This window comes from Variovorax paradoxus, assembly GCF_009755665.1.
GTDB lineage: Bacteria > Pseudomonadota > Gammaproteobacteria > Burkholderiales > Burkholderiaceae_C > Variovorax > Variovorax paradoxus_G.
In genome coordinates this window covers 3,202,851-3,228,597 of record NZ_CP046622.1, presented here as the reverse complement: position 1 = coordinate 3,228,597, position 25,747 = coordinate 3,202,851, and the positions used below count along the sequence as shown (strand labels likewise).

Annotated in this window: 25 protein-coding genes; 23 read left to right on the top strand and 2 right to left on the bottom strand. The window is 64.3% G+C overall.

Annotation, left to right across the window (positions count from 1 at the left end; translation table 11 throughout):
- Nucleotides 1-35: 35 nt before the first annotated feature.
- The 21 genes from tsf to GOQ09_RS14870 all read left to right on the top strand — a co-directional run bounded on the left by tsf (nucleotide 36) and on the right by GOQ09_RS14870 (nucleotide 21,560).
- Nucleotides 36-959 carry a translation elongation factor Ts gene (gene tsf, locus GOQ09_RS14970; protein ID WP_157614187.1) on the top strand — a complete coding sequence of 308 codons (924 nt, stop codon included), beginning with the start codon at nucleotides 36-38 and terminating at the stop codon, nucleotides 957-959.
- A 102-nt stretch (nucleotides 960-1,061) separates the two neighbouring features.
- Nucleotides 1,062-1,784: a UMP kinase gene (pyrH, locus tag GOQ09_RS14965; protein ID WP_157614186.1), complete on the top strand. Its 723-nt coding sequence runs from the start codon at nucleotides 1,062-1,064 to the stop codon at nucleotides 1,782-1,784.
- Between the two features lie 11 nt (nucleotides 1,785-1,795).
- Nucleotides 1,796-2,365, top strand: a complete 570-nt coding sequence (gene frr / locus GOQ09_RS14960; protein ID WP_126749810.1) for a ribosome recycling factor — start codon at nucleotides 1,796-1,798, stop codon at nucleotides 2,363-2,365.
- 8 nt (nucleotides 2,366-2,373) lie between these two features.
- Nucleotides 2,374-3,117: a polyprenyl diphosphate synthase gene (gene uppS, locus GOQ09_RS14955; RefSeq protein WP_157614184.1), complete on the top strand. Its 744-nt coding sequence runs from the start codon at nucleotides 2,374-2,376 to the stop codon at nucleotides 3,115-3,117.
- Between the two features lie 29 nt (nucleotides 3,118-3,146).
- Nucleotides 3,147-3,992 carry a phosphatidate cytidylyltransferase gene (locus GOQ09_RS14950; RefSeq protein WP_157614182.1) on the top strand — a complete coding sequence of 282 codons (846 nt, stop codon included), beginning with the start codon at nucleotides 3,147-3,149 and terminating at the stop codon, nucleotides 3,990-3,992.
- The gene (ispC, locus tag GOQ09_RS14945) at nucleotides 3,989-5,176 is read left to right on the top strand and encodes a 1-deoxy-D-xylulose-5-phosphate reductoisomerase (RefSeq protein WP_157614180.1); all 1,188 of its coding nucleotides are present in this window, start codon (nucleotides 3,989-3,991) and stop codon (nucleotides 5,174-5,176) included. Before GOQ09_RS14950 ends, ispC begins: the two co-directional genes overlap by 4 nt.
- 24 nt (nucleotides 5,177-5,200) lie before the next feature.
- A complete protein-coding gene (gene rseP, locus GOQ09_RS14940) occupies nucleotides 5,201-6,571 on the top strand; it encodes an RIP metalloprotease RseP (RefSeq protein ID WP_157614178.1) in 1,371 nt (456 codons plus the stop codon).
- Nucleotides 6,572-6,609: 38 nt separating this feature from the next.
- Nucleotides 6,610-9,036, top strand: coding sequence for an outer membrane protein assembly factor BamA (gene bamA, locus GOQ09_RS14935; protein WP_157614176.1), 2,427 nt, complete (start codon nucleotides 6,610-6,612; stop codon nucleotides 9,034-9,036).
- Nucleotides 9,037-9,585: an OmpH family outer membrane protein gene (locus tag GOQ09_RS14930; RefSeq protein ID WP_126749816.1), complete on the top strand. Its 549-nt coding sequence runs from the start codon at nucleotides 9,037-9,039 to the stop codon at nucleotides 9,583-9,585. It abuts the gene before it with no gap.
- A 15-nt stretch (nucleotides 9,586-9,600) separates the two neighbouring features.
- A complete protein-coding gene (lpxD, locus tag GOQ09_RS14925; RefSeq protein ID WP_157614174.1) occupies nucleotides 9,601-10,578 on the top strand; it encodes a UDP-3-O-(3-hydroxymyristoyl)glucosamine N-acyltransferase in 978 nt (325 codons plus the stop codon).
- A 23-nt stretch (nucleotides 10,579-10,601) separates the two neighbouring features.
- Nucleotides 10,602-11,051 (top strand): 3-hydroxyacyl-ACP dehydratase FabZ, encoded by a 450-nt coding sequence (gene fabZ / locus GOQ09_RS14920; protein ID WP_157614172.1) that lies wholly within the window; start codon nucleotides 10,602-10,604, stop codon nucleotides 11,049-11,051.
- Between the two features lie 23 nt (nucleotides 11,052-11,074).
- Complete coding sequence (gene lpxA, locus GOQ09_RS14915) at nucleotides 11,075-11,863, top strand: acyl-ACP--UDP-N-acetylglucosamine O-acyltransferase (protein WP_157614170.1); 789 nt, start codon at nucleotides 11,075-11,077, stop codon at nucleotides 11,861-11,863.
- Between the two features lie 12 nt (nucleotides 11,864-11,875).
- A complete protein-coding gene (gene lpxB, locus GOQ09_RS14910; RefSeq protein WP_157614168.1) occupies nucleotides 11,876-13,024 on the top strand; it encodes a lipid-A-disaccharide synthase in 1,149 nt (382 codons plus the stop codon).
- Nucleotides 12,996-13,715, top strand: a complete 720-nt coding sequence (gene rnhB, locus GOQ09_RS14905; RefSeq protein ID WP_157614166.1) for a ribonuclease HII — start codon at nucleotides 12,996-12,998, stop codon at nucleotides 13,713-13,715. The genes lpxB and rnhB overlap by 29 nt, the downstream gene beginning before the upstream one ends.
- A gap of 12 nt (nucleotides 13,716-13,727) precedes the next feature.
- Nucleotides 13,728-14,522, top strand: coding sequence for a TrmH family RNA methyltransferase (locus GOQ09_RS14900; RefSeq protein ID WP_157614164.1), 795 nt, complete (start codon nucleotides 13,728-13,730; stop codon nucleotides 14,520-14,522).
- 198 nt (nucleotides 14,523-14,720) lie between these two features.
- On the top strand, nucleotides 14,721-15,905 hold the full coding sequence (carA, locus tag GOQ09_RS14895) for a glutamine-hydrolyzing carbamoyl-phosphate synthase small subunit (protein ID WP_157614162.1): 1,185 nt from the start codon (nucleotides 14,721-14,723) through the stop codon (nucleotides 15,903-15,905).
- Nucleotides 15,898-16,455, top strand: coding sequence for an ORF6N domain-containing protein (locus GOQ09_RS14890; protein WP_157614160.1), 558 nt, complete (start codon nucleotides 15,898-15,900; stop codon nucleotides 16,453-16,455). The genes carA and GOQ09_RS14890 overlap by 8 nt, the downstream gene beginning before the upstream one ends.
- A 1-nt stretch (nucleotide 16,456) precedes the next feature.
- The gene (gene carB / locus GOQ09_RS14885) at nucleotides 16,457-19,705 is read left to right on the top strand and encodes a carbamoyl-phosphate synthase large subunit (protein ID WP_157614159.1); all 3,249 of its coding nucleotides are present in this window, start codon (nucleotides 16,457-16,459) and stop codon (nucleotides 19,703-19,705) included.
- An 8-nt stretch (nucleotides 19,706-19,713) separates the two neighbouring features.
- Complete coding sequence (locus GOQ09_RS14880; protein ID WP_157614157.1) at nucleotides 19,714-20,583, top strand: Kdo hydroxylase family protein; 870 nt, start codon at nucleotides 19,714-19,716, stop codon at nucleotides 20,581-20,583.
- A gap of 64 nt (nucleotides 20,584-20,647) precedes the next feature.
- Nucleotides 20,648-21,124, top strand: coding sequence for a transcription elongation factor GreA (gene greA, locus GOQ09_RS14875; protein WP_126749827.1), 477 nt, complete (start codon nucleotides 20,648-20,650; stop codon nucleotides 21,122-21,124).
- Between the two features lie 10 nt (nucleotides 21,125-21,134).
- On the top strand, nucleotides 21,135-21,560 hold the full coding sequence (locus tag GOQ09_RS14870; RefSeq protein WP_157614155.1) for a DUF4149 domain-containing protein: 426 nt from the start codon (nucleotides 21,135-21,137) through the stop codon (nucleotides 21,558-21,560).
- A gap of 46 nt (nucleotides 21,561-21,606) precedes the next feature.
- Here the strand turns inward: GOQ09_RS14870 and GOQ09_RS14865 are convergent, their stop codons facing one another.
- Nucleotides 21,607-22,326, bottom strand: a complete 720-nt coding sequence (locus GOQ09_RS14865) for a glycosyltransferase (protein WP_165442089.1) — start codon at nucleotides 22,324-22,326, stop codon at nucleotides 21,607-21,609.
- 41 nt (nucleotides 22,327-22,367) lie between these two features.
- Entirely contained in the window at nucleotides 22,368-22,847 is a 480-nt protein-coding gene (locus GOQ09_RS14860; protein ID WP_157614151.1) for a YhbY family RNA-binding protein, read from the bottom strand.
- An 89-nt stretch (nucleotides 22,848-22,936) separates the two neighbouring features.
- Here GOQ09_RS14860 and GOQ09_RS14855 point away from each other — a divergent pair, with 89 nt between their 5' ends.
- A complete protein-coding gene (locus GOQ09_RS14855; RefSeq protein WP_157614149.1) occupies nucleotides 22,937-23,605 on the top strand; it encodes an RlmE family RNA methyltransferase in 669 nt (222 codons plus the stop codon).
- A gap of 191 nt (nucleotides 23,606-23,796) precedes the next feature.
- Nucleotides 23,797-25,713, top strand: coding sequence for an ATP-dependent zinc metalloprotease FtsH (gene ftsH / locus GOQ09_RS14850; RefSeq protein ID WP_157614147.1), 1,917 nt, complete (start codon nucleotides 23,797-23,799; stop codon nucleotides 25,711-25,713).
- Nucleotides 25,714-25,747 lie beyond the last annotated feature (34 nt).

Here is a 25,747-nt window from a genome sequence, read left to right as displayed (position 1 = left end):
TTTTAATCTGATTTTTTGGACACGGAGATAGAACAATGGCTGCAATCACCGCAAGCATGGTCGGCGAACTGCGCGCAAAGACCGACGCGCCCATGATGGAATGCAAGAAGGCCCTGACCGAGGCCGACGGCAACATGGAAAAGGCCGAAGAGCTGCTGCGCATCAAGCTCGGCAACAAGGCTGGCAAGGCTTCGGGTCGCATCACCGCCGAAGGCGTGGTCACGGCGTTTGTCGAAGGCTCGGCCGGCGGCATGATCGAAATCAACTGCGAAACCGACTTCGTCACCAAGAACGACAGCTTCCTGGCCATGGCCAACGCTGCCGCGATGCTGGTCGCCAAGAACAACCCCGCCGACATCGCTGCGCTCGGCGCGCTGCCCTATGAGCAGGACGGCTTCGGCCCCACGCTCGAAGACGTGCGCAAGGGCCTGATCGGCAAGATCGGCGAGAACATGAGCTTCCGCCGCTTCAAGCACTTTGCCGGCAACGGCAAGCTGGCTTCGTACCTGCACGGCACGCGCATCGGCGTGATGGTCGAGTTCGAGGGCGACGAAACGTCGGCCAAGGACGTGGCAATGCATATCGCCGCCATGAAGCCGGTCGCGATCTCGGCTGCAGACGTGCCCGCCGACCTGATCGAGAAAGAGCGCGCCGTTGCCGCCGGCAAGGCGGAAGAAGACCGCAAGACGGCCGAAGCCGAAGGCAAGAAGGCGCAGCCTGCCGACATCGTTGCGAAGCGCATCGAAGGCGGCGTGCAGAAGTACCTGAAGGAAGTCTCGCTGCACAACCAGCCGTTCGTGAAGAACGACAAGCAGACCGTCGAGCAGATGCTCAAGGCCGCCGACACCACCATCAAGGGCTTCACCCTGTATGTGGTCGGCGAAGGCATCGAAAAGAAGGTCGACGACTTCGCAGCCGAAGTGGCCGCGCAAGTTGCTGCCGCCAAGGCCGCCGCGTAAAAACTGTTACGCCCTAAAGCGACGGCGCGCGTGTGTGTGCCGCCGCTTTTTCACCGCCTCGTTCTACACTCGCCCCCGCCAACCCAAGTAAGGAAATTGCCCATGTCTGATCCCCGTCCAGCCCACAAGCGAATCTTGTTGAAGCTGTCGGGTGAAGCGTTAATGGGGGACGATGCCTTTGGTATTAACCGCGCGACCATCGTTCGCATGGTCGAAGAGGTGGCTGAGGTGGTGAACATGGGTGTGGAAGTCGCCGTCGTCATCGGCGGCGGCAACATCTTCCGCGGTGTCGCGGGAGGTTCGGTTGGCATGGATCGCGCCACGGCCGACTACATGGGCATGCTGGCCACGGTGATGAACTCGCTAGCGCTAGCCGACGCCATGAACAAGCAGGGTCTGGTGGCTCGCGTGATGTCCGCCATTGCCATCGAGCAGGTGGTCGAGCCCTACGTGCGGCCCAAGGCGCTGCAGTATCTCGAAGAGGGCAAGGTCGTGGTGTTTGCCGCGGGTACCGGCAATCCGTTCTTCACCACCGACACGGCCGCCGCGCTTCGCGGTGCCGAAATAGGTGCCGAGCTGGTGCTCAAGGCGACCAAGGTCGATGGTGTCTATTCCGCCGACCCCAAGACCCATCCGAATGCAACGCGGTATTCCACGCTCACGTTCGACGAGGCAATCGCGCAAAATCTCGGCATCATGGACGCCACGGCCTTTGCGCTGTGCCGCGACCAGAAGCTGCCGATCAAGGTGTTCTCGATCTTCAAGAACGGCGCACTCAAGCGCGTCGTCATGGGCGAGGACGAAGGCACGCTGGTGCATGCCTGAGGAGTATTGAGATGACCACCCCTACCATTGCAGAAATTCGCAGCACGACCGATGCGAAGATGAACCAGTCGCTGGCTGCGTTCCAGAACAACCTCACCAAGATTCGTACCGGCCGCGCCAACTCCGCGCTGCTCGACTCCATCCATGTGGAGTACTACGGCTCGCAGGTTCCCCTGAGCCAGGTGGCGAACGTATCGGTGCTCGATTCGCGCACCATCAGCGTCCAGCCCTGGGAAAAGGGCATGGGCGCAAAAATCGAAAAAGCCATCCGCGAAAGCGACCTGGGCCTGAACCCGGCCTCGATGGGCGACCTGATCCGCGTGCCGCTTCCCGCAATGAGCGAAGAGCGCCGCAAGGAAATGACCAAGCTGGTCCGCAACGAAGGCGAAAGCGCCAAGATCGCCACGCGCAACCTGCGCCGCGACGCGAACGAAGCGGTCAAGAAGCTGGTCAAGGAAAAGCTCGCCTCTGAAGACGACCAGAAGCGCGCCGAGGCCGAGATCCAGAAGGTCACCGACCGCCACATCGCGGAAATCGACCGGCTGGTCGCGGCCAAGGAAGCGGAGATCATGGCCGTTTGAGGCTGCGCATGGCCTCGTCTTCGCTGCAGATTCCCCACCACGTTGCCATCGTCATGGATGGCAACGGACGCTGGGCCACGCGGCGATTCCTGCCTCGCGTGGCGGGTCACAAGCAGGGCGTCGAATCGCTGCGCCGCTGCGTCAGGGCCTGCGTCGATCGCGGCGTGGGCATTCTCACGGTGTTCGCGTTTTCGTCCGAAAACTGGAACCGGCCACCCGAAGAGGTTTCGGGGCTGATGGAAATCATGGTCGGTGCGCTCGCACGCGAAGTGCCCAAGCTGAGCCGCGACGGCGTGCGGCTGCACTTCGTCGGCGAGCGGGCCGGGCTCTCCAAAAAGATGGTGCAAGGCCTGGTCGATGCCGAAGAGGCCACGGCGCAGAACACCAAGCTCATACTCAACGTCTGCTTCAACTATGGCGGCCGATGGGACATTGCACGGGCAGCCGCCAAGCTGGCCGAGCAGGGCGAGCCGCTCACCGAAGCCAATCTCGATCGCGCGATGGCCCTGGCTCATGTGCCCGACCCCGACCTGCTCATTCGCACTGGCGGCGAGCAGCGCCTGTCGAACTTCCTGCTGTGGCAAAGCGCCTATGCGGAGCTTTTCTTCAGCGACAAGCTGTGGCCGGAGTTCGACGAAGCCGAACTGGATGCGGGAATTGCCGCATTCCAGGTTCGCGAGCGCCGTTTCGGCAAGACTTCCGCGCAGGTCACGGCTGGCAGCGATTCCACCTCAGATCGCCAGTTGGCCTGACGGCCTTCAACGGCCCGAAATACCGCCGCATGCTCAAACAACGCATTCTCACGGCCATCGTCCTGCTGGCGATCTTGCTGCCGGCGCTTTTCTATCCGTCGCACGTTCCATTTGCCTGCGTCATGCTGGTGCTGATCGGTGCCGGAGCCTGGGAGTGGGGCCGACTCAATGGGTACGGGCAGCAACTGTCGGTGTTCCTTGGCCTGGAGACGGTGGCGCTTTGTGCGTTGTCGTGGTGGCTCGGGTTGCTCGAGCGGCCACTGATGCTCATGTGGCTGCTGGCCAGCGCCGCCTGGGTGCTTGGTGGCGCCGCGCTGCTGCGCGTGGCCGTGCCGGGCTGGCCCCGCATTCCGCGCGGCCTGCGGCTGGTCGGCGGGTTGCTGGCGCTCTGGGTGGCTTGGCTCGCGGCCGTGCAGGCGCGCATGGTCGGCATCAACTTTCTGCTTTCCATTCTTGTGCTGGTCTGGGTGGCCGACGTTTTTGCCTATTTCGCGGGCCGCGCCTTCGGCCTCAAGTTCACCCGCGGCAAGCTCGCTCCCACTATCAGCCCCGGCAAGAGCTGGGAAGGCGTATGGGGCGGCATGGCAGGCGTGGTGGTGCTGGCTTTTGCGTGGGTCTGGGCCGACAGGGCGGCTGGTGCAACCGTGGCAAGCCTCTACACCCGTCTGCATGAGCGCGGCTGGTGGCTGCTGCTCGTGGGCGTGGTGTTTCTTGCCGCGATGAGCGTTGTCGGCGACCTGGTCGAATCGCTGATCAAGCGCAGCGCGGGCGCCAAGGACAGCAGCCGCCTGCTACCGGGCCACGGCGGCGTGCTCGACCGCGTGGATGCCCTCTTGCCGGCGCTTCCCATCGCAATGATGCTGGCTTCCTTGTGAACACACCCAAACAACGCATCACGGTGCTGGGCTCGACCGGCTCGGTCGGGGTCAGTACGCTGGATGTCATTTCGCGGCATCCCGAGCGCTTCGAGGTTTTTGCGCTGTCCGCCTCCACCAAGGTCGACGAACTGCTGGCGCAATGCGCGCGGTTCTCACCCCGCTACGCAGTCATGGCCAGTGCGCCGCATGCGGCGCTGCTGGCGGAAAAGCTCGAGCAGAACAATCTCCCGACGAAAGTATTGGATGGCGCTGGTGCTATAGAAAAAATAGCATCGCACGAAGAAGTCGATGCCGTCATGGCGGCCATTGTGGGCGCTGCGGGCCTGGGCCCGTGCCTGGCCGCGGCGCGTGCCGGCAAGCGGCTTCTGCTGGCCAACAAGGAAGCGCTGGTGGTCGGCGGCGAGCTTTTCATGCGCACCGTGCAAGAAGGCGGCGCCACGCTGCTGCCGATCGACAGCGAGCACTCGGCCATCTTCCAGTCGCTGCCTGAAGATCCGTCCACCTGGTCGCGGCGCATCGACAAGATCATCCTGACCGCTTCGGGCGGCCCGTTCCGCACGCGCGCGCCCGGCACCCTGGGCACGGTAACGCCTGAGCAGGCCTGCGCGCATCCGAATTGGGTCATGGGCCGCAAGATTTCGGTCGATTCCGCCACCATGATGAACAAGGCGCTCGAGGTCATCGAGGCGCGACACCTCTTCGGCGTGCTGCCCGAGCAGATCGAAGTGGTCATCCATCCGCAGAGCGTGGTGCATTCGATGGTCCAGTTCACCGATGCGTCGGTCATCGCGCAACTCGGCACGCCCGACATGCGCGTGCCCATCGCCGTCGGCCTAGCCTGGCCCGAGCGCATCGAAAGCGGGGCGGGGCGCCTGGACTTCCGCCAGATGGCGGCGCTGAGCTTCGATGCGCCCGATGCGGCGCTGTTTCCGGGGCTGGGCCTGGCGTGGCACGCACTTCGCGCGGCACCCGGGACCACGGCAGTGCTCAACGCTGCCAACGAAGTCGCAGTCGAAGCATTTCTTGACCGGCGGCTTCGCTTCGATCGCATTCATGCAGTCAACATGGAAACTTTGGAAGCCATTTCTCCCTCCAAGCCCGCATCGCTGGCGGACCTGCTGGCGCTCGATGCCAGTGCCCGCGCGGCCGCCAATGCCGCGGCGCTGCGCTTTGCGGCCTGATACGCCGGACAACCGAGGACTCGGATGCTCACTGTCATAGCCTTTGTAGTTGCCATCGGCGTGCTGATTGCCGTGCACGAATACGGCCACTACCGCGTCGCCGTCGCTTGCGGCGTCAAGGTGCTGCGGTTCTCGGTGGGTTTCGGCAAGACGCTCTACCGCTGGCAGCCCAAGCATCAGCGCGCTGGCCAGTCGACCGAATTCGTCATTGGCGCATTCCCCCTCGGCGGCTACGTCAAGATGCTCGACGAGCGCGAGGGGCCGGTGGCACCCGAAGAACGGCACCGCGCGTTCAACACTCAGCCGCTGCGCTCGCGCGCGGCCATCGTCGCCGCCGGGCCCATTGCCAACCTGCTGCTCGCGGTAGCGCTTTACACGGCCGTCAACTGGATCGGCGTGGATGAACCCGTCGCCAAGCTGGCTCGCCCCGTGGCGGCTTCCCTGGCCGAAGCCGCGGGCCTGCGCGGCGGCGAGCATGTCACGCGCGCCGGTTTCGACGGCGACCTGGAGCCGGTGCAGTCGTTCGAGGACCTTCGCTGGCGCATGACGCGCGGTGCTCTCGACGGCCGGGACCTGACACTCGAAATCGCAGGCGAGGGCGGTCGGCCCGAACGCCAGATCGTGCTGCCCCTGAGCCGCATGCAAGCCAAGGACGCCGATCCGCAGATGTTCCGCAAGATCGGCGTGCTCGCTCCTCTTACGCGGCCCGAGATTGGCGAGGTCATGGCGGGTAGCGCCGCAGAGCGCGCTGGCCTGCGCAATGGCGATCTGGTCCGTGCCATTGGCAACGCGCCCATCGTCGACGGGCAGCAATTGCGGGAGTTGATCCGCACTTCGATCGATGGCGACCAGCCGCGCGCGCAAACCTGGCAGGTGCAGCGCGGCGGCCAAGTTGTCGAACTCGAAGTCAAGCCGGAGCTGCGTGACGACGCGGGCGTGAAGGTCGGCCGGATCGGCGCCTACGTGGGAGCGCCGCCCGAAATGGTCACGGTCCGGCAGGGGCCTGTCGATGGTGTCTGGCGCGGCATCGTGCGCACCTGGGAGGTCTCGGCGCTCACCGTTCGCATGATGGGCAAGATGGTGATCGGCGAAGCTTCGCTCAAGAACTTGAGCGGGCCGCTCACCATCGCCGACTATGCGGGCAAGTCCGCAAGCCTCGGGCTGACCCAGTACCTGGTGTTCCTTGCGCTGATCAGCGTGAGCCTGGGCGTGCTCAATCTCATGCCGCTGCCGGTCCTCGATGGGGGGCACCTGATGTATTATCTTTGGGAGGGCCTGACCGGCAAGAGCGTCTCTGACGCTTGGATGGAACGGCTTCAGCGCGGCGGTGTCGCCTTGCTGCTGGTCATGATGTCGGTCGCACTCTTCAACGACGTCACGCGGCTCTTTGGTTAACTTTCTGCCGGCCCTTTCCGCGCCGGCCCAATTCACAGATGAACACAAACTTCAGTCGCTTTCGCCTGCGTAGCGTTGCCGCGGTAGTGGCCAGCGCCCTGGCGGCCACGGCAGCTTGGGCCGTCGAGCCTTTCACGGTGCGCGACATTCGCGTCGAAGGCTTGCAACGCGTGGAGCCCGGCACGATCTTCGCGTCGCTGCCGCTGCGTGTGGGCGATACCTACAGCGACGAACGCGGATCGGCCGCCATCCGCGCGCTGTTCGACCTGGGTTTGTTCAAGGACGTGCGCATCGACGTCAATGGAAACGTGCTGGTGGTGATCGTCGAAGAGCGGCCCACCATCGCCGATGTCGATTTCGTCGGAACCAAGGAATTCGACAAGGCCGCGCTCCAGAAGGCGCTGCGCGAAGTCGGCCTGACCGACGGCCGGCCCTACGACAAGGCACTGGCCGACCGTGCCGAGCAGGAGCTCAAGCGCCAGTACGTGAGCCGCAGCCTCTACAACGCGCAGGTCGTGACCACGGTCACGCCCATCGAGCGCAACCGCGTCAACCTCACGTTCACCGTGACCGAAGGCGACTCAGCCCGCATCCGCGAAGTGCGCGTGGTCGGCAACAAGGCCTTCAGCGAATCGACGCTGCTGAGCCTGTTCGACCAGGACAGCGGTGGCTTCATGAGCTGGTACACCAAGTCGAACCAATACTCGCGCTCCAAGCTGAACGCCGACCTGGAAACGCTTCGCTCGTACTACATCACCCGCGGCTACCTCGAATTCCGAATCGATTCGACCCAGGTGGCCATCTCGCCCGACCGGCAGGACCTGACGGTGACGGTGAACATCACCGAAGGCGAAAAGTTCGTGGTGGCCGGCGTCAAGCTCGACGGCAACTATCTCGGCCGCGACGAAGAGTTCAAGTCGCTCGTGACCATCAAGCCAGGCGAGCCGTACAACGGCGAGCAGGTTACCGAAACCACCAAGGCCTTCACCGATTATTTCGGCACTTTCGGCTATGCGTTTGCGCGCGTGCAGGCCCGTCCTGAAATCGATCGCGTCAACAACCGCGTGACGCTGACGCTGCAAGCCGAACCGTCGCGCCGCGTCTATGTGCGCCGTGTGGCCGTGGGCGGCAACGCCAAGACGCGCGACGAAGTGATCCGGCGCGAGTTCCGCCAGTTCGAGGCTTCGTGGTACGACGGCGACAAGATCAAGATCTCGCGCGACCGCGTGGACCGCCTCGGCTTCTTCACCGAAGTGAACGTGGAAACCCAGGAAATTCCGGGGTCGCCCGACCAGGTCGACCTGGTCGTGAACGTGGCGGAAAAGCCCACCGGCAGCCTGCAACTCGGCGCCGGCTACTCTAGCGCGGAGAAGGTGGCTCTCACCTTCGGTATCTCGCAGGAGAACGTGTTCGGTTCGGGCAACTTCCTGGGCTTGCAGGTCAACACCAGCAAGTACAACCGCACGCTTTCGCTGACCACGACCGACCCGTACTTCACGCAGGACGGCATCTCGCGCACGGTGAGCGTCTATCACACGACCACGCGCCCATACAACTATTCGGTCGACGGTGACTACCAGTTGGTCAACCAGGGCGCGTCCATCCGCTTTGGCGTGCCGTTCAGCGAGGTCGACACCGTCTTCTTCGGTGTCGGCCTGGAGCGCTACGCATTCGACGCGCAGAGTTCGTTCGCCTTCCTCACGCCCAAGTCGTACCGCGACTACTTCCAGTGCAAGACCGACGCCAGCGGCCTGTTCGTCTCGCGATGCGACCAGGACAGCGTGTGGGGCGTGCCGCTGACCATTGGCTGGGGCCGGGACAACCGCGACAGCGCGCTGGTTCCCACCAGCGGGCGCCTTCAGCGCGCCAACGTCGAGCTGGGTGTCGGCGGGGACATGAAGTACCTCAAGACGAGCTACCAGTACCAGCAGTTCTTCCCCATCAGCAAGCAGTACACCTTCGCGATCAACGGCGAGGTCGGTTACGGCAAGGCGTTCGGCGGCAAGACCTTCCCGATCTTCAAGAACTTCTATGCCGGTGGCCTGGGTTCGATCCGCGGCTTCGAGCAGAACTCGCTGGGTCCGCGCGATGCGCCGCTGCTCGGCCAGACCGAAGGCGCCGCCCTGGGTGGTACCAAGAAGGCGATCTTCAATGCCGAGCTCAGCACGCCGTTCCCCGGCGCCGGCAACGACCGCACCTTGCGTCTGTACGGCTTCTTCGACGTCGGCAATGTGTTCGGCTCGCGTGCCGAAGGCCTGACCGACGCCCAGTACAAGGCCCAGAAGAAGCTGCGTGCCTCCGTCGGCCTCGGCGTCAGCTGGATTTCGCCGCTCGGCCCGCTGCGCCTGGCCTACGCCTTCCCCATCAAATCCCAGAAGGAAGTGGTGGATCCGGCGACCGGCTTCGTTACGATCCCGAAGGATAGAATTCAGCGCTTGCAATTCCAGATCGGAACTTCTTTCTAAATGACGCATTTGATCCGCGCCGCAGCTGGCGCGTTGTTGATCCCCGTTTTCGCGCTGGTTGCCGCGCCTGCTGCCCAGGCGCAGGAGACTTTTCGCATCGGATTCGTGAATCCGGATCGCGTGCTGCGCGAAGCCCAGCCGGCCAAGGCTGCGCAAGCCAAGCTCGAGTCGGAGTTCCTCAAGCGCGAGAAGGACCTCACGACGCAGGGCGAGGCGTTGAAGTCGGCCTCCGAAAGGTTTGAGCGCGAGGCGCCTACCTTGTCGGAAAGCCAGCGCACGGCGCGCCAGCGCGCGCTGGTCGACCAGGACCGTGATTTCCAGCGCCGCCGCCGCGAGTTCCAGGAAGACCTCAATGCGCGCAAGAACGAAGAGCTCCAGCAGGTCTACGAGCGTGCCAACCGCGTGGTGAAGCAGGTGGCAGAGGCTGAAAAGTACGACGCCATCCTGCAGGAAGCGATCTACATCAATCCGAAGCACGACATCACGGACAAGGTGATCAAGGCGCTGAACGCCTCGACCACTTCTTCCGCGCCTGCGGGCGGCAAATAACGCCGCAAAAACGGCGTGGCATTGCAGCTCGGAGCCATTGTTGACGCCCTGGGGGGCGAGCTCCACGGGGACGCTGCGCTCTCTATCGAGCGGCTCGCGCCGCTGCAGAACGCCCAGCCCGATGCGCTCAGTTTCCTGAGCCATCCCAAATACCAGCAGGAACTGGCGGCATCCAAGGCCGCCTGCGTAATCGTTTCGCCGGCCATGCGCGAGGCGGCAGCGGCGCGCGGAGCGTACATCGTCGCGGCGGATCCGTATCTCTACTTTGCGCGGCTCACGCAACTCTGGAAGGCGCACCATGCGCGTCCTGAGTCCAACCGCATTCATCCCTCCGCCGTCATCCACCCGGAAGCCCATGTGGACGCCACGGCGCGCATCGGTGCCTTGTGCGTGGTGGAGCGGGGCGCGCACATCGGAGCCGGCACGGTCCTGAAGTCGCGCGTGACCGTCAGCGAAGACTGCGTGGTCGGCGACCGCTGCCTGCTGCATCCCGGCGTGGTGATCGGTGCCGACGGCTTCGGCCTGGCGCCGCACAAGGGAGAGTGGGTCAAGATCGAGCAGCTGGGTGCGGTGCGCATCGGCAACGATGTCGAGATTGGTGCCAACACCTGCATCGACCGCGGCGCCCTGGACGACACCGTCATCGAAGACGGCGTCAAGCTCGACAACCTCATCCAGATCGGCCACAACGTGCGCGTGGGCAAGCACACCGCCATGGCGGGCTGCGTCGGCGTGGCGGGCAGTGCCACCATTGGCGCGCACTGCACCTTTGGTGGCGGTGCCATCGTGCTGGGCCACCTGACCGTTGCAGATGGCGTGCACGTTTCGGCGGCCACGGTGGTCACACGCTCGATCCACAAGGCCGGCCAGTACACCGGCATGTTCCCCATCGACGACAATGCGAGCTGGGAAAAAAATGCTGCAACGCTCAAGCAGTTGCACAGCCTGCGCGAACGACTGAAGGCGCTGGAGAAGGCCCCCCAGAAAAAATGAAGACGATGCAGGAACAGAAAATCATGACGACGACGCTCGATATCCATCAAATCCTCAAGCTGCTGCCCCACCGTTACCCGTTCCTGCTGGTGGATCGCGTGCTGGACATGGAAAAGGGCAAGCGCATCACGGCGCTCAAGAACGTGACGATGAACGAGCCGTTCTTCAACGGCCACTTTCCTCACCGTCCGGTCATGCCGGGCGTGCTGATGCTCGAAGCCATGGCGCAGGCGGCGGCGCTGCTGTCGTTCCACTCGCTGGACATCGTGCCGGACGACAACACGGTCTACTACTTTGCCGCCATCGATGGCGCGCGATTCAAGCGCCCCGTGGAGCCTGGCGACCAGCTCACGCTCGAAGTCGAAATCGAGCGCATGAAGGCCGGCATCTCCAAATTCAAGGGTCGTGCCCTGGTGGGCGCCGAGCTCGCCTGCGAGGCCACGCTCATGTGCGCCATGCGCCAGATCAACTGATCTAGCGGCGGTTACAACAAGGCATGACGCAGGTTCATCCGACAGCGCTCGTCGATCCGAAGGCAGAACTCGACGCCTCGGTTTCGGTCGGGCCTTACACCATCATCGGCCCCCACGTGCGGGTTGGCGCCGGCACGACCATCGGCGCGCATTGCGTGGTCGAGGGCCGCACCACCATCGGCCGCGACAACCGGATCTTTCAGTTTTCCTCCCTCGGCGCCGTGCCTCAGGACAAGAAATACGCCGGCGAGCCGACCGAGCTGGTCATCGGCGACCGCAACGTCATTCGCGAGTTCTGCACCTTCAACCTCGGCGTGCCTGGGGCGGGGGGTATCACGCGCGTGGGCAACGATAACTGGATCATGGCGTACACGCACATCGCGCACGACTGCCGTGTCGACGACCACACCACGCTGGCCAACAACACCACGCTGGCCGGCCACGTGCATCTGGCCGATTGGGTCACGATCGGGGGGCTGACGGGCATCCACCAGTTCGTTTCGGTCGGCGCCCACGCCATGGTCGGCTTTGCCAGCGCCGTGTCGCAGGACGTGCCCCCCTTCATGCTGGTCGACGGCAATCCGCTTGCGGTGCGTGGCTTCAATGTGGTGGGCCTTCGCCGCCGCGATTTCTCGGCAGCCCGGCTGGCCGCGGTGAAGCAGATGCATCGACTGCTGTACCGGCAGGGCAAGACGCTCGAAGAAGCGCGTGCCGGCATCAACGCCTTGGCGGCTGAAACTCCTGAAGCGGCCGAGGACGTGGCGCTGATGGAACGCTTTCTCTCCAACTCGACGCGCGGCATCGCGCGTTGAAGTAGCAGTCGCATGGGCAAGGACGAACAGCGACGGTTCGCGCTGGTCGCGGGAGAGGCTTCCGGCGACCTGCTGGCGGGCCTGCTCCTCGACGGCCTGCAGGCGCGCTGGCCATCGCTCCAGACCGCCGGCATCGGCGGCCCCCGAATGCTCGCGCACGGCTTCCAGAGCTGGTGGCCGCAAGAAAAGCTCGCTGTGCGCGGCTATATCGAGGTGCTGCGCCACTATGCCGAAATCGCCGGGATCCGCCGGCAGCTCAAGGCACGGCTGCTGCGCGAATGGCCCGAACTCTTCATTGGCGTGGATGCCCCCGATTTCAACCTCGATCTTGAGGCCGGGTTGCGCAGTCGCGGCATGAAGACGGTGCACTTCGTCTGTCCTTCGATCTGGGCCTGGCGCGCAGATCGCATTGAAAAGATCCGCGCGGCGGCCGACCATGTGCTGTGCATCTTTCCGTTCGAGCCGGCGTTGCTGGCGGAAAACGGGGTGCAGGGCAGCTACGTCGGCCATCCGCTGGCCAATGTGATTCCCATGGCGCCCGATCGTGGCGCCGCCCGCGCAGCGTTGGGCCTGGCGCCGGATGCGGAGGTCGTCGCCTTGCTGCCCGGCAGCCGCCGTTCGGAAGTGCGCTATCTGGCCGCGCGCTTCTTCGCCGCCGCGGCGCAAATGCTCAAGGCAAGGCCGGCATTGCAGTTTGTCGCCCCCATCCTGCCGGGGCTGCGCGTGGAGGTCGAGGCCTTGCTGCAGGCCAGCGGCGCCGCAGGCCGGGTGAAGTTGCTCGACGGCCAGTCGCATGCCGCGCTGGCTGCCTGCGATGTGACGCTGATTGCCAGCGGCACCGCCACGCTCGAGGCAGCGCTCTTCAAGCGGCCGATGGTCATTGCGTACAACATGAACGCGCTCTCGTGGCGCCTGATGCAGCGCAAGCAGCTCCAGCCCTGGGTCGGTTTGCCCAACATCCTGGCGCGTGAGTTCGTGGTGCCGGAGCTGCTGCAGGAGGCCGCCACACCCGAGGCGCTGGCCCACGCCACGCTGGAGTGGCTCGACGCGCCCGAAAAAACCCGAGCGCTGCAACAAAAATTTTCAGAGCTGCACGTGCAACTGCAGCGCGATACGCCGACACTTTGCGCCGATGCGATCCAGAAAGTTCTTGAAGGCTGAGCAGGCGGCGCTGGTGTGGGATGCACCGGGCCTCGTTGCGGGCGTCGACGAAGCGGGCCGCGGTCCGCTGGCCGGCCCGGTGGTCGCTGCGGCAGTCATCCTGGACGACCAGCGCCCGATTCGCGGCCTGGCCGATTCCAAGACGCTCACCGCCTTGCAGCGCGAGCGCCTGCATGACCAGATCCTTGCCAAGGCGCTGTGTTGCTCGGTGGCCCAGGCCAGCGTCGACGAGATCGACACCCACAACATCCTGCAGGCCACGATGCTCGCGATGCGCCGTGCGGTGGAGGGCCTGCGCCTCAAACCCGCGAAAGTGCTGGTCGACGGCAACCGCCTTCCCACGCTCGATGTGCTGGCCGAGGCCATCGTGAAGGGCGACGCGCGAATCAAGGCGATTTCCGCTGCGTCCATCCTCGCCAAGGTCCACCGCGACCGCCTGTGCGAGCAACTGCACGTCGAATTTCCCCACTACGGCTTTGCCGGCCACAAGGGCTATGGCACGCCGGAGCATCTGGAGGCGCTGCTGCGCCACGGCGCCTGCGTGCATCACCGCCGCTCGTTCAGCCCGGTGGCTGCGGCCCTGGCGCGTGCGGCCGGCGAAGTTGCGGTGCCCGCCGACGCCTCCATGCCGGTCGCGGTGGCCGCATCAACGGTGGAGACCGTGCATCTTGACCTGCGTACGGTCCCCTGAGATGCCCGACGCATGACCACTCCATCGGGCGCGAGCCACATCAGCTCGCGCGACAACCCGCTGCTCAAGGACTTGCGCAAGCTTGCACAGGACCCGGGCGCCTATCGGAAGCTCGGCCGCGTGTGGCTGGAGGGCGACCACCTTTGCCGCGCGGCGCTCGCCAGGGGCATCAAACCCGCCATCGCCGTATTTTCAGAATCGTTCTGGCCGCAGTGTCCCTCCGAATGGGCGAGTATCGCTATCAAAACCGTAGTGATCGATGATGATCTCTTGCGCGGCGCCAGTGGATTGGAGTCGCCTGCGCCCATGGGTTTCGTGCTCGACCTGCCCGAGCGGCCGGCGCTGCTGCCCGACGCGCCCAGCGTCGTGCTCGACCGCCTGCAGGACGCCGGCAATGCCGGTTCCATCCTGCGCAGCGCGGCGGCTTTCGGGTTCAGGCAGGTGATTGCGCTCAAGGGCACCGCTGCGCTGTGGGCGCCCAAGGTGCTGCGGGCCGGCATGGGCGCGCATTTTGGCCTGCGGCTGATCGAAGGCGTGGAGGCCGATGCGCTCGACGAACTGAAGGTGCCACTGGTGGCCACCAGCTCGCATCGGGGCGAATGGCTGCACGAGGCCAGGCTGCCGCATCCCTGCGCGTGGCTCATGGGGCATGAGGGGCAGGGCGTTTCAGCGGCACTGGAGGCGCGCGCAACGCATCACATCCGCATTGCCCAGCCGGGCGGCGAGGAATCGCTGAACGTGGCCGCCGCGGCGGCCATCTGCCTGCACGCGAGCGGCGCGGCCCGCCTTGTTCGGGCGAAATCCTGATTTTCAGACGCCATAAAGGCGTCGGCCCCGTATGTTTTCCGGACTTTCGAGGCAAGAGGGTGACGCCGCCGGGCTACAATCGGGGGCTTACTCGCAATAGCGTCGCCCGGCCGCCTACAACGCCATCTTCCCCTTAAGCAGCAGTCCGCAGGCAACGCGCCTGGGGCTCCGGGCGACCGTAACCATCCGGAGAACCCAGTGCTTTTGTCTCTAAAGGGAAGTTTCCCGCCCGCCATTCTGGCGCTCGCAGACGGCACGGTCTTTCAAGGCAATTCGATCGGAGCCGCCGGCTCCACGACCGGTGAAGTGGTGTTCAACACCTCGATGACCGGTTACCAGGAAATCCTCACCGACCCGAGTTATTGCCAGCAGATCGTGACGCTCACGTATCCGCACATCGGCAACTACGGCGTCAACGGGGAGGACATCGAAGCCGACAAGATCCATGCCGCTGGCCTGATCATCAAAGACCTGCCGCTCGTCGCATCCAATTTCCGCAAGACCGCCACGCTGACCGAATACCTCGTGGCCGGCAAGACGGTGGCCATTGCGAACATCGACACCCGCAAGCTCACCCGCCACCTGCGCACCCATGGCGCGCAGAACGGCTGCATCCTGGGCCTGGCCGCGGGCGAGGCCGTGACGCAGGCGCTGATCGACAAGGCCATTGCCGCCGCCAAGGGCGCGCCCAACATGGCCGGGCTCGATCTGGCCAAGGTCGTGTCGGTGAAGCAAACCTACGAGTGGACCGAAACCGAGTGGAAGCTTGTCAACCTGAACGGCAAGCCCGGCTACGGCGTGCAGATCACGCCCAAGTTCCACGTGGTGGCGTTCGACTACGGCGTCAAGAAGAACATCCTGCGCATGATCGCGCAGCGGGGCGCCCGCATTACCGTGGTGCCGGCGCAAACGCCTGCCGCCGATGTGCTCAAGCTCAAGCCCGACGGCATCTTCCTGGCCAACGGCCCGGGCGACCCGGAACCCTGCGACTACGCCATCAGCGCAGTCAAGGAGCTCATCGAAACCGGCATTCCCACCTTCGGCATCTGCCTGGGGCACCAGATCATGGCGCTGGCCTCGGGTGCGAAGACCTTCAAGATGAAGTTCGGCCACCACGGCGCGAACCATCCGGTGAAAGACCTGGACAACGGCCGCGTGAGCATCACGAGCCAGAACCACGGTTTCGCGGTCGACGAGAAGTCGCTGCCGGCCAATCTGCGCGCCACCCACATCAGCCTGTTCGACAACACGCTGCAGGGCCTTGCGCGCACCGACAAGCCGGCGTTCTGCTTCCAGGGCCACCCGGAAGCCTCGCCCGGCCCGCACGACATCGGCTACCTGTTCGACCGCTTCACCGAACTCATGGAGCAGGCACGTGGCTGATGCACCCGCGGTGCTCGACGTCTCGGTCATCGCCGCCTTGCGCGATGCCGAGGGCAAGATCTATGTGCTGCGCGGCCTCAAGGTCATGCTGGCGCAGGACCTTGCCGCGCTCTACGGCGTCGAGACCCGGGTGTTGTTGCAGGCCATGCGCCGCAACCTCGATCGTTTTCCCGCGGACTTTGCCTTCACCCTGGAGAACCACGACCTCGAGAATTTGAGATCACAACTTGTGATCTCAAAACCCGAGAAGCCGGGTTCCGGCGGCGCGCGCTACCGCAGCGTGGCGTTCACCGAACAGGGCGTGGCCATGTTGTCGAGCGTGCTACGCAGCGAACGCGCCGTGGCCGTCAACATCGAGATCATGCGGACCTTCGTCAAGCTGCGCAGCATGCTGTCGGAGCACGCCGATCTCAAACGCAAGCTGAACGCGCTGGAACAGCGATACGACCAGAACTTTCGCGATGTATTCAACGCGATCCATCAACTGATGGATGAACCGAAGCCGGGCGCCTACAGCGGCCGCGGCATCGGTTTCACCAAGGATAAATAAGATGCCCAAGCGCTCAGACCTCAAATCCATTCTCATCATCGGCGCCGGCCCGATCATCATCGGCCAGGCCTGCGAGTTCGACTACTCCGGCGTGCAGGCTTGCAAGGCTTTGCGCGAAGAGGGCTACAAGGTCATCCTGATCAACAGCAACCCCGCGACGATCATGACCGACCCGGCCACGGCCGACGTCACCTACATCGAGCCGATCACCTGGCAGACGGTCGAGAAGATCATCGCCAAGGAGCGCCCCGACGCCATCCTGCCGACCATGGGCGGCCAGACCGCGCTGAATTGCGCGCTCGACCTCTGGCGCAACGGCGTGCTCGACAAGTACACCGGCGCAGCCACCAACAAGCCGGTCGAACTCATTGGTGCCACGCCTGAGGCCATCGACAAGGCCGAAGATCGCCTGAAGTTCAAGGATGCGATGACCAAGATCGGCCTTGGTTCGGCGCGCTCCGGCATCGCCCATTCGATGGAAGAGGCTTGGGCGGTGCAGAAGTCGGTCGGCTTCCCGACCGTGATCCGCCCGAGCTTCACGCTCGGCGGCACCGGCGGTGGCATTGCCTACAACCCGGAAGAATTCGAGACCATCTGCAAGCGCGGCATCGAAGCCTCGCCGACCAACGAGCTCCTGATCGAAGAGTCGCTGCTCGGCTGGAAAGAGTACGAGATGGAAGTCGTGCGCGACAAGGCCGACAACTGCATCATTGTCTGCTCGATCGAAAACCTCGACCCCATGGGCGTGCACACCGGCGACTCGATCACCGTGGCACCGGCACAGACGCTCTCCGACAAGGAATACCAGATCCTGCGCAACGCCTCGCTGGCCGTGCTGCGCGAGATCGGCGTGGACACCGGCGGCTCGAACGTTCAGTTCTCCATCAACCCGAGGGACGGCCGCATGGTCGTCATCGAGATGAACCCGCGCGTCTCGCGTTCGTCGGCGCTGGCTTCCAAGGCCACGGGTTTCCCGATTGCCAAGGTCGCGGCCAAGCTGGCCGTGGGCTACACGCTCGACGAACTGCGCAATGAAATCACGGGCGGCGCCACGCCGGCTTCGTTCGAACCGTCGATCGACTACGTGGTCACCAAGATCCCGCGTTTCGCGTTCGAGAAATTCCCGCAGGCCGATTCGCGCCTGACCACGCAGATGAAGTCCGTGGGCGAGGTGATGGCCATGGGCCGCACCTTCCAGGAATCGTTCCAAAAGGCACTGCGCGGCCTCGAAGTGGGTGTCGATGGGCTCAACGAGAAGACGCAGGACCGCGAAGTACTCGAGAAGGAACTGGGCGAGCCCGGTCCCGAGCGCATCTGGTACGTGGGCGATGCCTTCGCCATGGGCCTGAGCGTCGATGAGGTGTTTGCGCTGACCAAGATCGACCCCTGGTTCCTGGTGCAGATCGAGGAGATCGTGAAGATCGAACTCGAACTCGAAACCAAGTCGCTGGCCGACATCGACAAGGACACGCTGCTCGCGCTCAAGAAAAAGGGCTTCTCCGACCGGCGCCTGGCCAAGCAGCTCAAGACCACCGACACGGCCATTCGCGAGAAGCGCCGCGCCCTGGGCGTGCGCCCGGTCTACAAGCGCGTGGACACCTGCGCGGCCGAGTTCGCAACCAACACGGCCTACATGTACTCGACCTATGAAGACGAGTGCGAAGCCGACCCGACCGACAAGAAGAAGATCATGGTGCTCGGCGGCGGTCCCAACCGCATCGGCCAGGGTATCGAGTTCGACTACTGCTGCGTGCACGCCGCGCTCGCCATGCGCGAGGACGGCTACGAGACCATCATGGTCAACTGCAACCCCGAGACCGTGTCGACCGACTACGACACGTCCGACCGCCTGTACTTCGAGCCGCTCACGCTCGAAGACGTGCTGGAGATCGTCGACAAGGAAAAGCCGCTCGGCGTGATCGTGCAGTACGGCGGCCAGACGCCGCTCAAGCTCGCACTCGACCTCGAAGCCAACGGCGTGCCGATCATCGGCACCTCGCCCGACATGATCGATGCGGCCGAAGACCGCGAGCGCTTCCAGAAGCTGCTGCACGAACTCAAGCTGCTGCAACCGCCGAACGCCACCGCGCGCACCGAGCCCGAAGCGCTCGAAAAGGCAGCGGCACTGGGCTACCCGCTGGTGGTGCGCCCGAGCTACGTGCTTGGCGGCCGCGCGATGGAAATCGTGCACGAGCAACGCGACCTCGAGCGCTACATGCGCGAAGCGGTCAAGGTGAGCAACGACTCGCCGGTGCTGCTCGACCGCTTCCTGAACGATGCCGTCGAATGCGACGTCGATTGCCTGCGCGATGCCGAGGGCCAGACCCTGATCGGCGGCGTGATGGAGCACATCGAGCAAGCCGGCGTGCACTCGGGCGACTCCGCCTGCTCGCTGCCGCCCTACAGCCTGAGCGCCGAAACCATTGCAGAGCTCAAGCGCCAGAGCGCCGCCATGGCCGCCGCGCTCAACGTGGTGGGCCTGATGAACGTGCAGTTCGCCATCCAGCAGAAGGACGGCAAGGACGTCATCTACGTGCTCGAAGTGAACCCGCGTGCTTCGCGCACCGTGCCTTACGTGAGCAAGGCCACGGGCATCCAGCTCGCCAAGGTGGCGGCACGCTGCATGGCCGGCCAGTCGCTCAAGTCGCAGGGCGTGACCAAGGAAGTGACGCCGCCTTACTTCAGCGTGAAGGAAGCCGTGTTCCCGTTCGTCAAGTTCCCGGGCGTCGACACCATCCTCGGCCCCGAGATGAAGTCGACCGGCGAAGTGATGGGCGTAGGCAAGACCTTCGGCGAAGCGTTCGTGAAGTCGCAGCTGGGCGCGGGCACGCACCTGCCGAAGTCGGGCAAGGTCTTCATCTCGGTGAAGAACAACGACAAGGCACGTGCGGTGGAAGTGGCGCGCGGCCTGGTCAAGCTGGGCTTCGAGATCATCGCCACCAAGGGCACGGCCGCCGCCATCGGCGCCGCAGGCATCGAATGCGCGACGGTGAACAAGGTGACCGAAGGCCGCCCGCACATCGTGGACATGATCAAGAACAACGAGATCGCGCTGGTCATCAACACGGTGGAAGAGCGCCGCAACGCGATCAACGATTCGCGCCAGATCCGCACCTCGGCGCTGCTCGCGCGCGTGACCACCTTCACCACCATTTTTGGTGCCGAAGCCGCGGTCGAAGGCATGGGCTTCATGGACGAACTCGGTGTGATCTCGGTGCAGGAGATGCACGCGCAGCTGGCAGCCGCCTGAGCGTGGCCATGGAAACGCAGCTCGTCGAACTCGACCTCGCGGACTGGAACGCGGCCAAGCCCAACGAGGGATGGATCGCCGCACTGGAAGCGGGCAAGGTGCTGTACTTTCCGCGCCTGGGCTTCGAACTGCTGCCTGAAGAGCGCGCTCTGCTCACGCCGAGCCTGTTGTCGCCGGATGTGCGCAACATCAGCCTCGACGCCCACGGCAAGCTCAAGGGCGCCGTCGGCGACGAGGACGTGCAGCGCAAGGCAACGGCAATGGTGGGACGGTTTCGCGCGCAGGCGCAGCAACTCATCCACGGCCTGCTGCCGCACTACACGCCGGCGCTGCGGCTAGCGCCGACCAGCTACCGGCCGGCACAGGTCGAGACGCGCGTGCAGTCCTGGCGCGCCGACGACCGCCGGTTGCACGTCGATGCGTTTCCTTCGCGGCCCAACTACGGCGAGCGCATCCTTCGCGTGTTCACCAACGTGAACCCCGAAGGTGCACCGCGCGTGTGGCGCGTGGGCGAGCCGTTCGAAGACATTGCCAAGCGCTTCTTGCCGCGTGCCAAGCCTTATGTGCGCTGGCAGGCGAAGCTGCTGCAGGCGCTGCATGTGACCAAGTCGTTCCGCAGCGAGTACGACCACCTGATGCTGCAACTGCACGACGGCATGAAGTCAGACATGGCCTACCAGGAAAATTCGCCTCAGGAGAAGGCGGAATTTCCGCCGGGCTCGGTGTGGGTGTGTTTTTCCGACCAGACCTCGCACGCCGTCATGGCGGGCCAGTACATGCTCGAGCAGACCCTTCATCTGGCTGCGTCGAAGCAATACAATCCGGATTCGAGCCCGCTCGCCATCCTGAGCCGGCTGACCGGACGCACACTCGTCTGATCCTTTCCCCCAATCGACCGCCGAACGGCAGCGTTCGGCGGTTTCGCTTTATGGAGAACCAAACATGGCCACCATCCCAATTACCAAGCGCGGTGCCGAGAAGCTGCGCGCCGAGCTGCATCAGCTCAAGACCGTGGACCGCCCCTGGGTCATCAATGCGATCTCCGAAGCCCGCGCACAGGGCGACCTGAGCGAGAACGCCGAGTACGAAGTCGCCAAGGACCGCCAGGGCTTCATCGAAGGCCGCATCCAGGAAGTCGAAGGCAAGCTGTCGGCCGCGCAGATCATCGATCCGGCCGAACTGGACGCCGGCGGCAAGGTGGTATTCGGTTCCACGGTGGAACTCGAGGAAGAAGAAACCGGCGAAGCAGTCAAGTACCAGATCGTCGGCGAGGACGAAGCCGACCTGAAGCTCGGACTCATCAATATCTCCAGCCCGATCGCGCGTGCACTCATCGGCAAGGAAGAGGGCGACGTCGCTGAAGTGCAGGCCCCCGGCGGCCTGAAGCGCTACGAGATCGTGGCGGTTCGCTACATCTGATTTGCGCCCGATGAAAGACCGTCTCGCGCTGTTGCTGGCCGCCTTCTGGTGGGGCAGCCTCACGACGATCGGTTTTCTGGTCGTGCCGATGCTTTTCGCGCGGCTCGGCAATCCCGCCGTGGCGGGCAATTTTGCAGGGCAGCTGTTCGAAGCGCAGAGCTGGATCGCCATCGGCTGTGGCCTGCTGCTGCTGGTTCATTTCAGGACGAAGATGGACGACCGTATCGACAACGCCTCGATGACGGCCATCTTCCTCATACTGGGTGCTTTGCTGCTGGCGCTGCTCCAGCAATATGCGGTGGCGCCCCGCATTCTTGCGCGCGACAACCTCAAGCTCTGGCACGCCGTGGGAAGCGGCATGTACCTGGTTCAGTGGCTGTGCGCGGGTGCGCTGCTGTGGCGCATGGGCGCTGCCAAGGTTCCCGCGGCAAGCTGAGGATCGGCGACGGGACTGCTGCCGTCCCGGTCCGCATCCGTTCAGCTCATTCCTTCCAGAACTTCGCGATCCAGTTCGCCCGCCGGATGTACCGGAAAGCCCGGTTGCGCCGGCCGGCGAGCGCATCTGGCGGGTTGCATTCGCCGTGGAACACCATGATGCGAGCGCCTTCGGGCACGAAAGGCTCTTCCCAGTAGTTGGCCGGCCACATGGGAATGCCGTGGTACTTGAAGCTCGGGCACCAGGCGGTGGGCCAATAGCCCAGCTTGCCCTGCTTGTGCATCATGGCGGACAGGTAGGTCTGCTCGTTGCGGTACTCGGCCTGGACCTTGTCCATGTTCTCGCGAAAGTACGCCAGCACGTCGGCGTGGGCACCCAGCTCGAAGCGGTAGACCGATGAGTTCCCGGTGATCCGCTGGCGCCGCCAGGGACGCGCGTAGTCGTGAATGATCAGGAACTCGCCCGGGTGCTCGAAGAATGCATCGAGGCTGCCGACGACCACTACGTCCACGTCCAGGAAGAGGGCGGTGCCGCGCAGGCCGTGCAGGTCCTTTTCGAAGGTGGTGAGCTTCTTCCACGCGCCGTCGCGCTGGCCGGGCGCCAGCTTCAGGTTGAGTGGGGGAATCGGCAGGCACGTCACCTCGGGTCGAATGCCGGTGCCGTCGTCCGTCAGGCACACGAACTTGAAATCGCCGCTCAGATTGCGGCGCACCATGGCATAGAGGCGGTTGACGTATTCGGGTCCGTATTTCGTGCCCCACTTCATGCAGAGGATATGGCGCTGGGCGCCTTGCGCTGGCACCAAGTTCAGTCTGCCTGGTTACGCTTCTTGGCCGAAAGCGGCCGCTTTGCCTTGGCGCGCTTGATGGTGCCGCCAGGGGTGAGCCGCTGGTTGCCGAGCACGCGCAGGGTCTTGATTTCGGGGCGCTGGCCGCCGCGCTTGCTGTACTTCAGCACCTTGATGTCGCGTGGGCCGGGCATGCGGTCTTCGTCGACCACGCGCTCCTTCTCGGGCTTGGGGCGCCACAGCACCAGCAGCTTGCCGATGTGCTGGATGGGCGCTGCGTCGAGTTCTTCGGCCAGTTCCTGCAGCATGGCGTCGCGCGCCAGGCGGTCATCGGAAAAGACGCGGATCTTGATCAGGCCGTGGGCCTTGAGTGCCGCATCGGCCTCTTTTTTAACGGCAGGGGTCAGCCCGTCTCCACCGACCATGACGATCGGATCCAGGTGGTGAGCTTCGGCGCGGTGCACCTTGCGCTCGGCAGGGGTAAGTTGAATGGCGGGCATCCCCGTATTATCGAGGGTAGAAAGCAACCTCTCGAAACGCCGGGCCGCTTCCGAGCGAATACCGCAGCGCGAAGCACGGGAGGCCACCCATGAGCACCAAGGCAAAAAGCAAAAAAGTCAACAAGGCGTGGCTGCACGACCACATCAACGATCCGTACGTGAAGCTGGCCACGCGGGAGGGGTACCGCGCACGTGCCGCCTACAAGCTCAAGGAAATCGACGAGTCGCTGGGGCTGGTCAAGCCGGGCCAGCTTGTGGTCGACCTGGGTTCCACACCCGGCGCCTGGAGCCAGTACCTGAGGCGGCGCATGTCGCCGGACGGCGCCGCGGCCGGGGAATTGAACGGCACCATCATTGCGCTGGACATTCTGCCGATGGAGCCCATCGAGGGCGTGACCTTCCTGCAAGGCGATTTCCGAGAGGCGGAGCTGCTGGAGCAGGTGTTGGGAGTGCTGGCGGGCCGCAAGGCCGACCTGGTGGTGTCGGACATGGCACCCAATCTCTCGGGCATTCATTCGGCCGATGCCGCCCGGGTTGCGCACCTGATCGAGCTTGCAATCGACTTCGCGCAGCACCACCTGAAGCCTGAGGGGGCGCTGGTCGCCAAGCTCTTCCACGGAAGCGGCTACGACGAGCTGGTGAAGCTGTTCAAGGCGAACTTTCGCACCGTGAAGCCCTTCAAACCCAAGGCCTCGCGCGACAAATCGTCTGAAACCTTTTTGGTCGGCATGGGTCTGAAGGCCCAGGAAACGCTTTGATACCTTGACGCTACAACCTCTTGAACGGGCCGCCAAAGGGTGTCAATGGGGCGCAAACCCTTCCGAGGCTATGGCTGCATTAGGGAAATGCCGGCTTTTCGTAGCTTGAAAAGCCTAAAATGGGGCGCAATTGCGTACCCACAGCGCGTTCTTTTCACAATCTTGTCACGCGCTTTCGACTGGAGCTTCGTTTGAACAATCAGTGGTTTTCCAAAGTTGCCGTATGGCTCGTCATTGCCATGGTGTTGTTCACTGTGTTCAAGCAGTTCGACACCCGCGGCGGCGTCGGCTCGGGGACGGTGAGTTATTCGGAATTCCTGGATCAGGTCCGAAACAATCAGATCAAGAGCGCCGTCATTCCTGAAGGCGCAGGCGGCGGAGAAATCATCGCCGTCACCAACGACGATCGCAAGATCCGCACGACCGCCACGGTGCTCGACCGCGGCCTGGTGGGCGATCTGATCGACCACAACGTCAAGTTCGACGTCAAGCCGCGCGAAGAGGGCTCGCTCCTCATGACGCTCCTGGTGAGCTGGGGCCCGATGCTGCTCCTGATCGGCGTCTGGATCTACTTCATGCGCCAGATGCAGGGCGGCGGCAAGGGCGGGGCGTTCAGCTTCGGCAAGAGCAAGGCCCGCATGATGGACGAGAACAACAACACGGTCACTTTTGCCGACGTCGCAGGTTGCGACGAGGCCAAGGAAGAAGTCCGTGAAGTGGTCGACTTCCTCAAGGACCCGCAACGCTTCCAGAAGCTCGGCGGCCGCATTCCGCGCGGCCTGCTGCTGGTCGGCCCTCCGGGTACCGGCAAGACCTTGCTCGCCAAGTCGATCGCCGGCGAAGCCAAGGTGCCGTTCTTCTCGATCTCGGGCTCCGACTTCGTTGAAATGTTCGTCGGCGTGGGCGCGGCCCGCGTGCGCGATATGTTCGAAAACGCCAAGAAGAACGCCCCTTGCATCATCTTCATCGACGAAATCGATGCGGTGGGCCGTCAGCGTGGTGCCGGCCTGGGTGGCGGCAACGACGAGCGCGAACAAACCCTGAACCAGATGCTGGTCGAGATGGACGGTTTCGAAACCAATCTCGGCGTGATCGTGGTGGCTGCAACCAACCGCCCCGACATCCTGGACGCCGCACTGCTGCGCCCCGGCCGTTTCGACCGCCAGGTGTACGTCACGCTGCCCGACATCCGCGGCCGCGAGCAGATCCTCGGCGTGCACATGCGCAAGGTGCCGCTCGGCCAGGACGTGAACCCGAGCGTGATTGCGCGCGGCACGCCCGGCATGTCCGGTGCCGACCTGGCCAACCTTTGCAACGAAGCCGCCCTGATGGCTGCACGCCGCAATGCGCGCGTGGTCGAAATGCAGGACTTCGAGAAGGCCAAGGACAAGATCTTCATGGGCCCCGAGCGCAAGAGCATGGTCATGCCCGAAGAAGAGCGCCGCAACACGGCCTATCACGAGGCCGGCCACGCCCTCATCGGCAAGCTGCTGCCCAAGTGCGACCCGGTCCACAAGGTCACCATCATTCCGCGCGGCCGCGCCCTTGGCGTGACCATGAGCCTGCCGGCGCAAGATCGCTACAGCTATGACCGCGAATACATGCTGAACCAGATCAGCATGCTTTTCGGCGGCCGGATCGCCGAAGAAGTGTTCATGCACCAGATGACCACCGGCGCTAGCAACGACTTCGAGCGCGCGACGTCCATTGCCCGCGACATGGTCACCCGCTACGGCATGACCGACGCGCTCGGCCCGATGGTCTATGCCGAGAACGAAGGTGAAGTGTTCCTGGGCCGCTCGGTCACCAAGACCACGAACATGAGCGAACAGACCATGGAAAAGGTCGATGGCGAAGTCCGCCGCATCATCGACGAGCAGTACGCCCTGGCGCGCCGCCTCATCGAGGAAAACAGCGACAAGATGCACGCCATGGCCAAGGCCCTGCTCGAGTGGGAAACCATCGACAGCGAACAGCTCGACGACATCATGGCCGGCCGCGCACCGCGTCCGCCAAAGGACTGGACCCCGCGCATTCCGCCCTCGGGCAGCGGCGGCAGCGGCGGTACGCCGGCTGTCAATCCGGATCCGGCACCGACAGCTGCCTGAAGTGCATCCGGCTTCACACAACAACGGGGCCCTT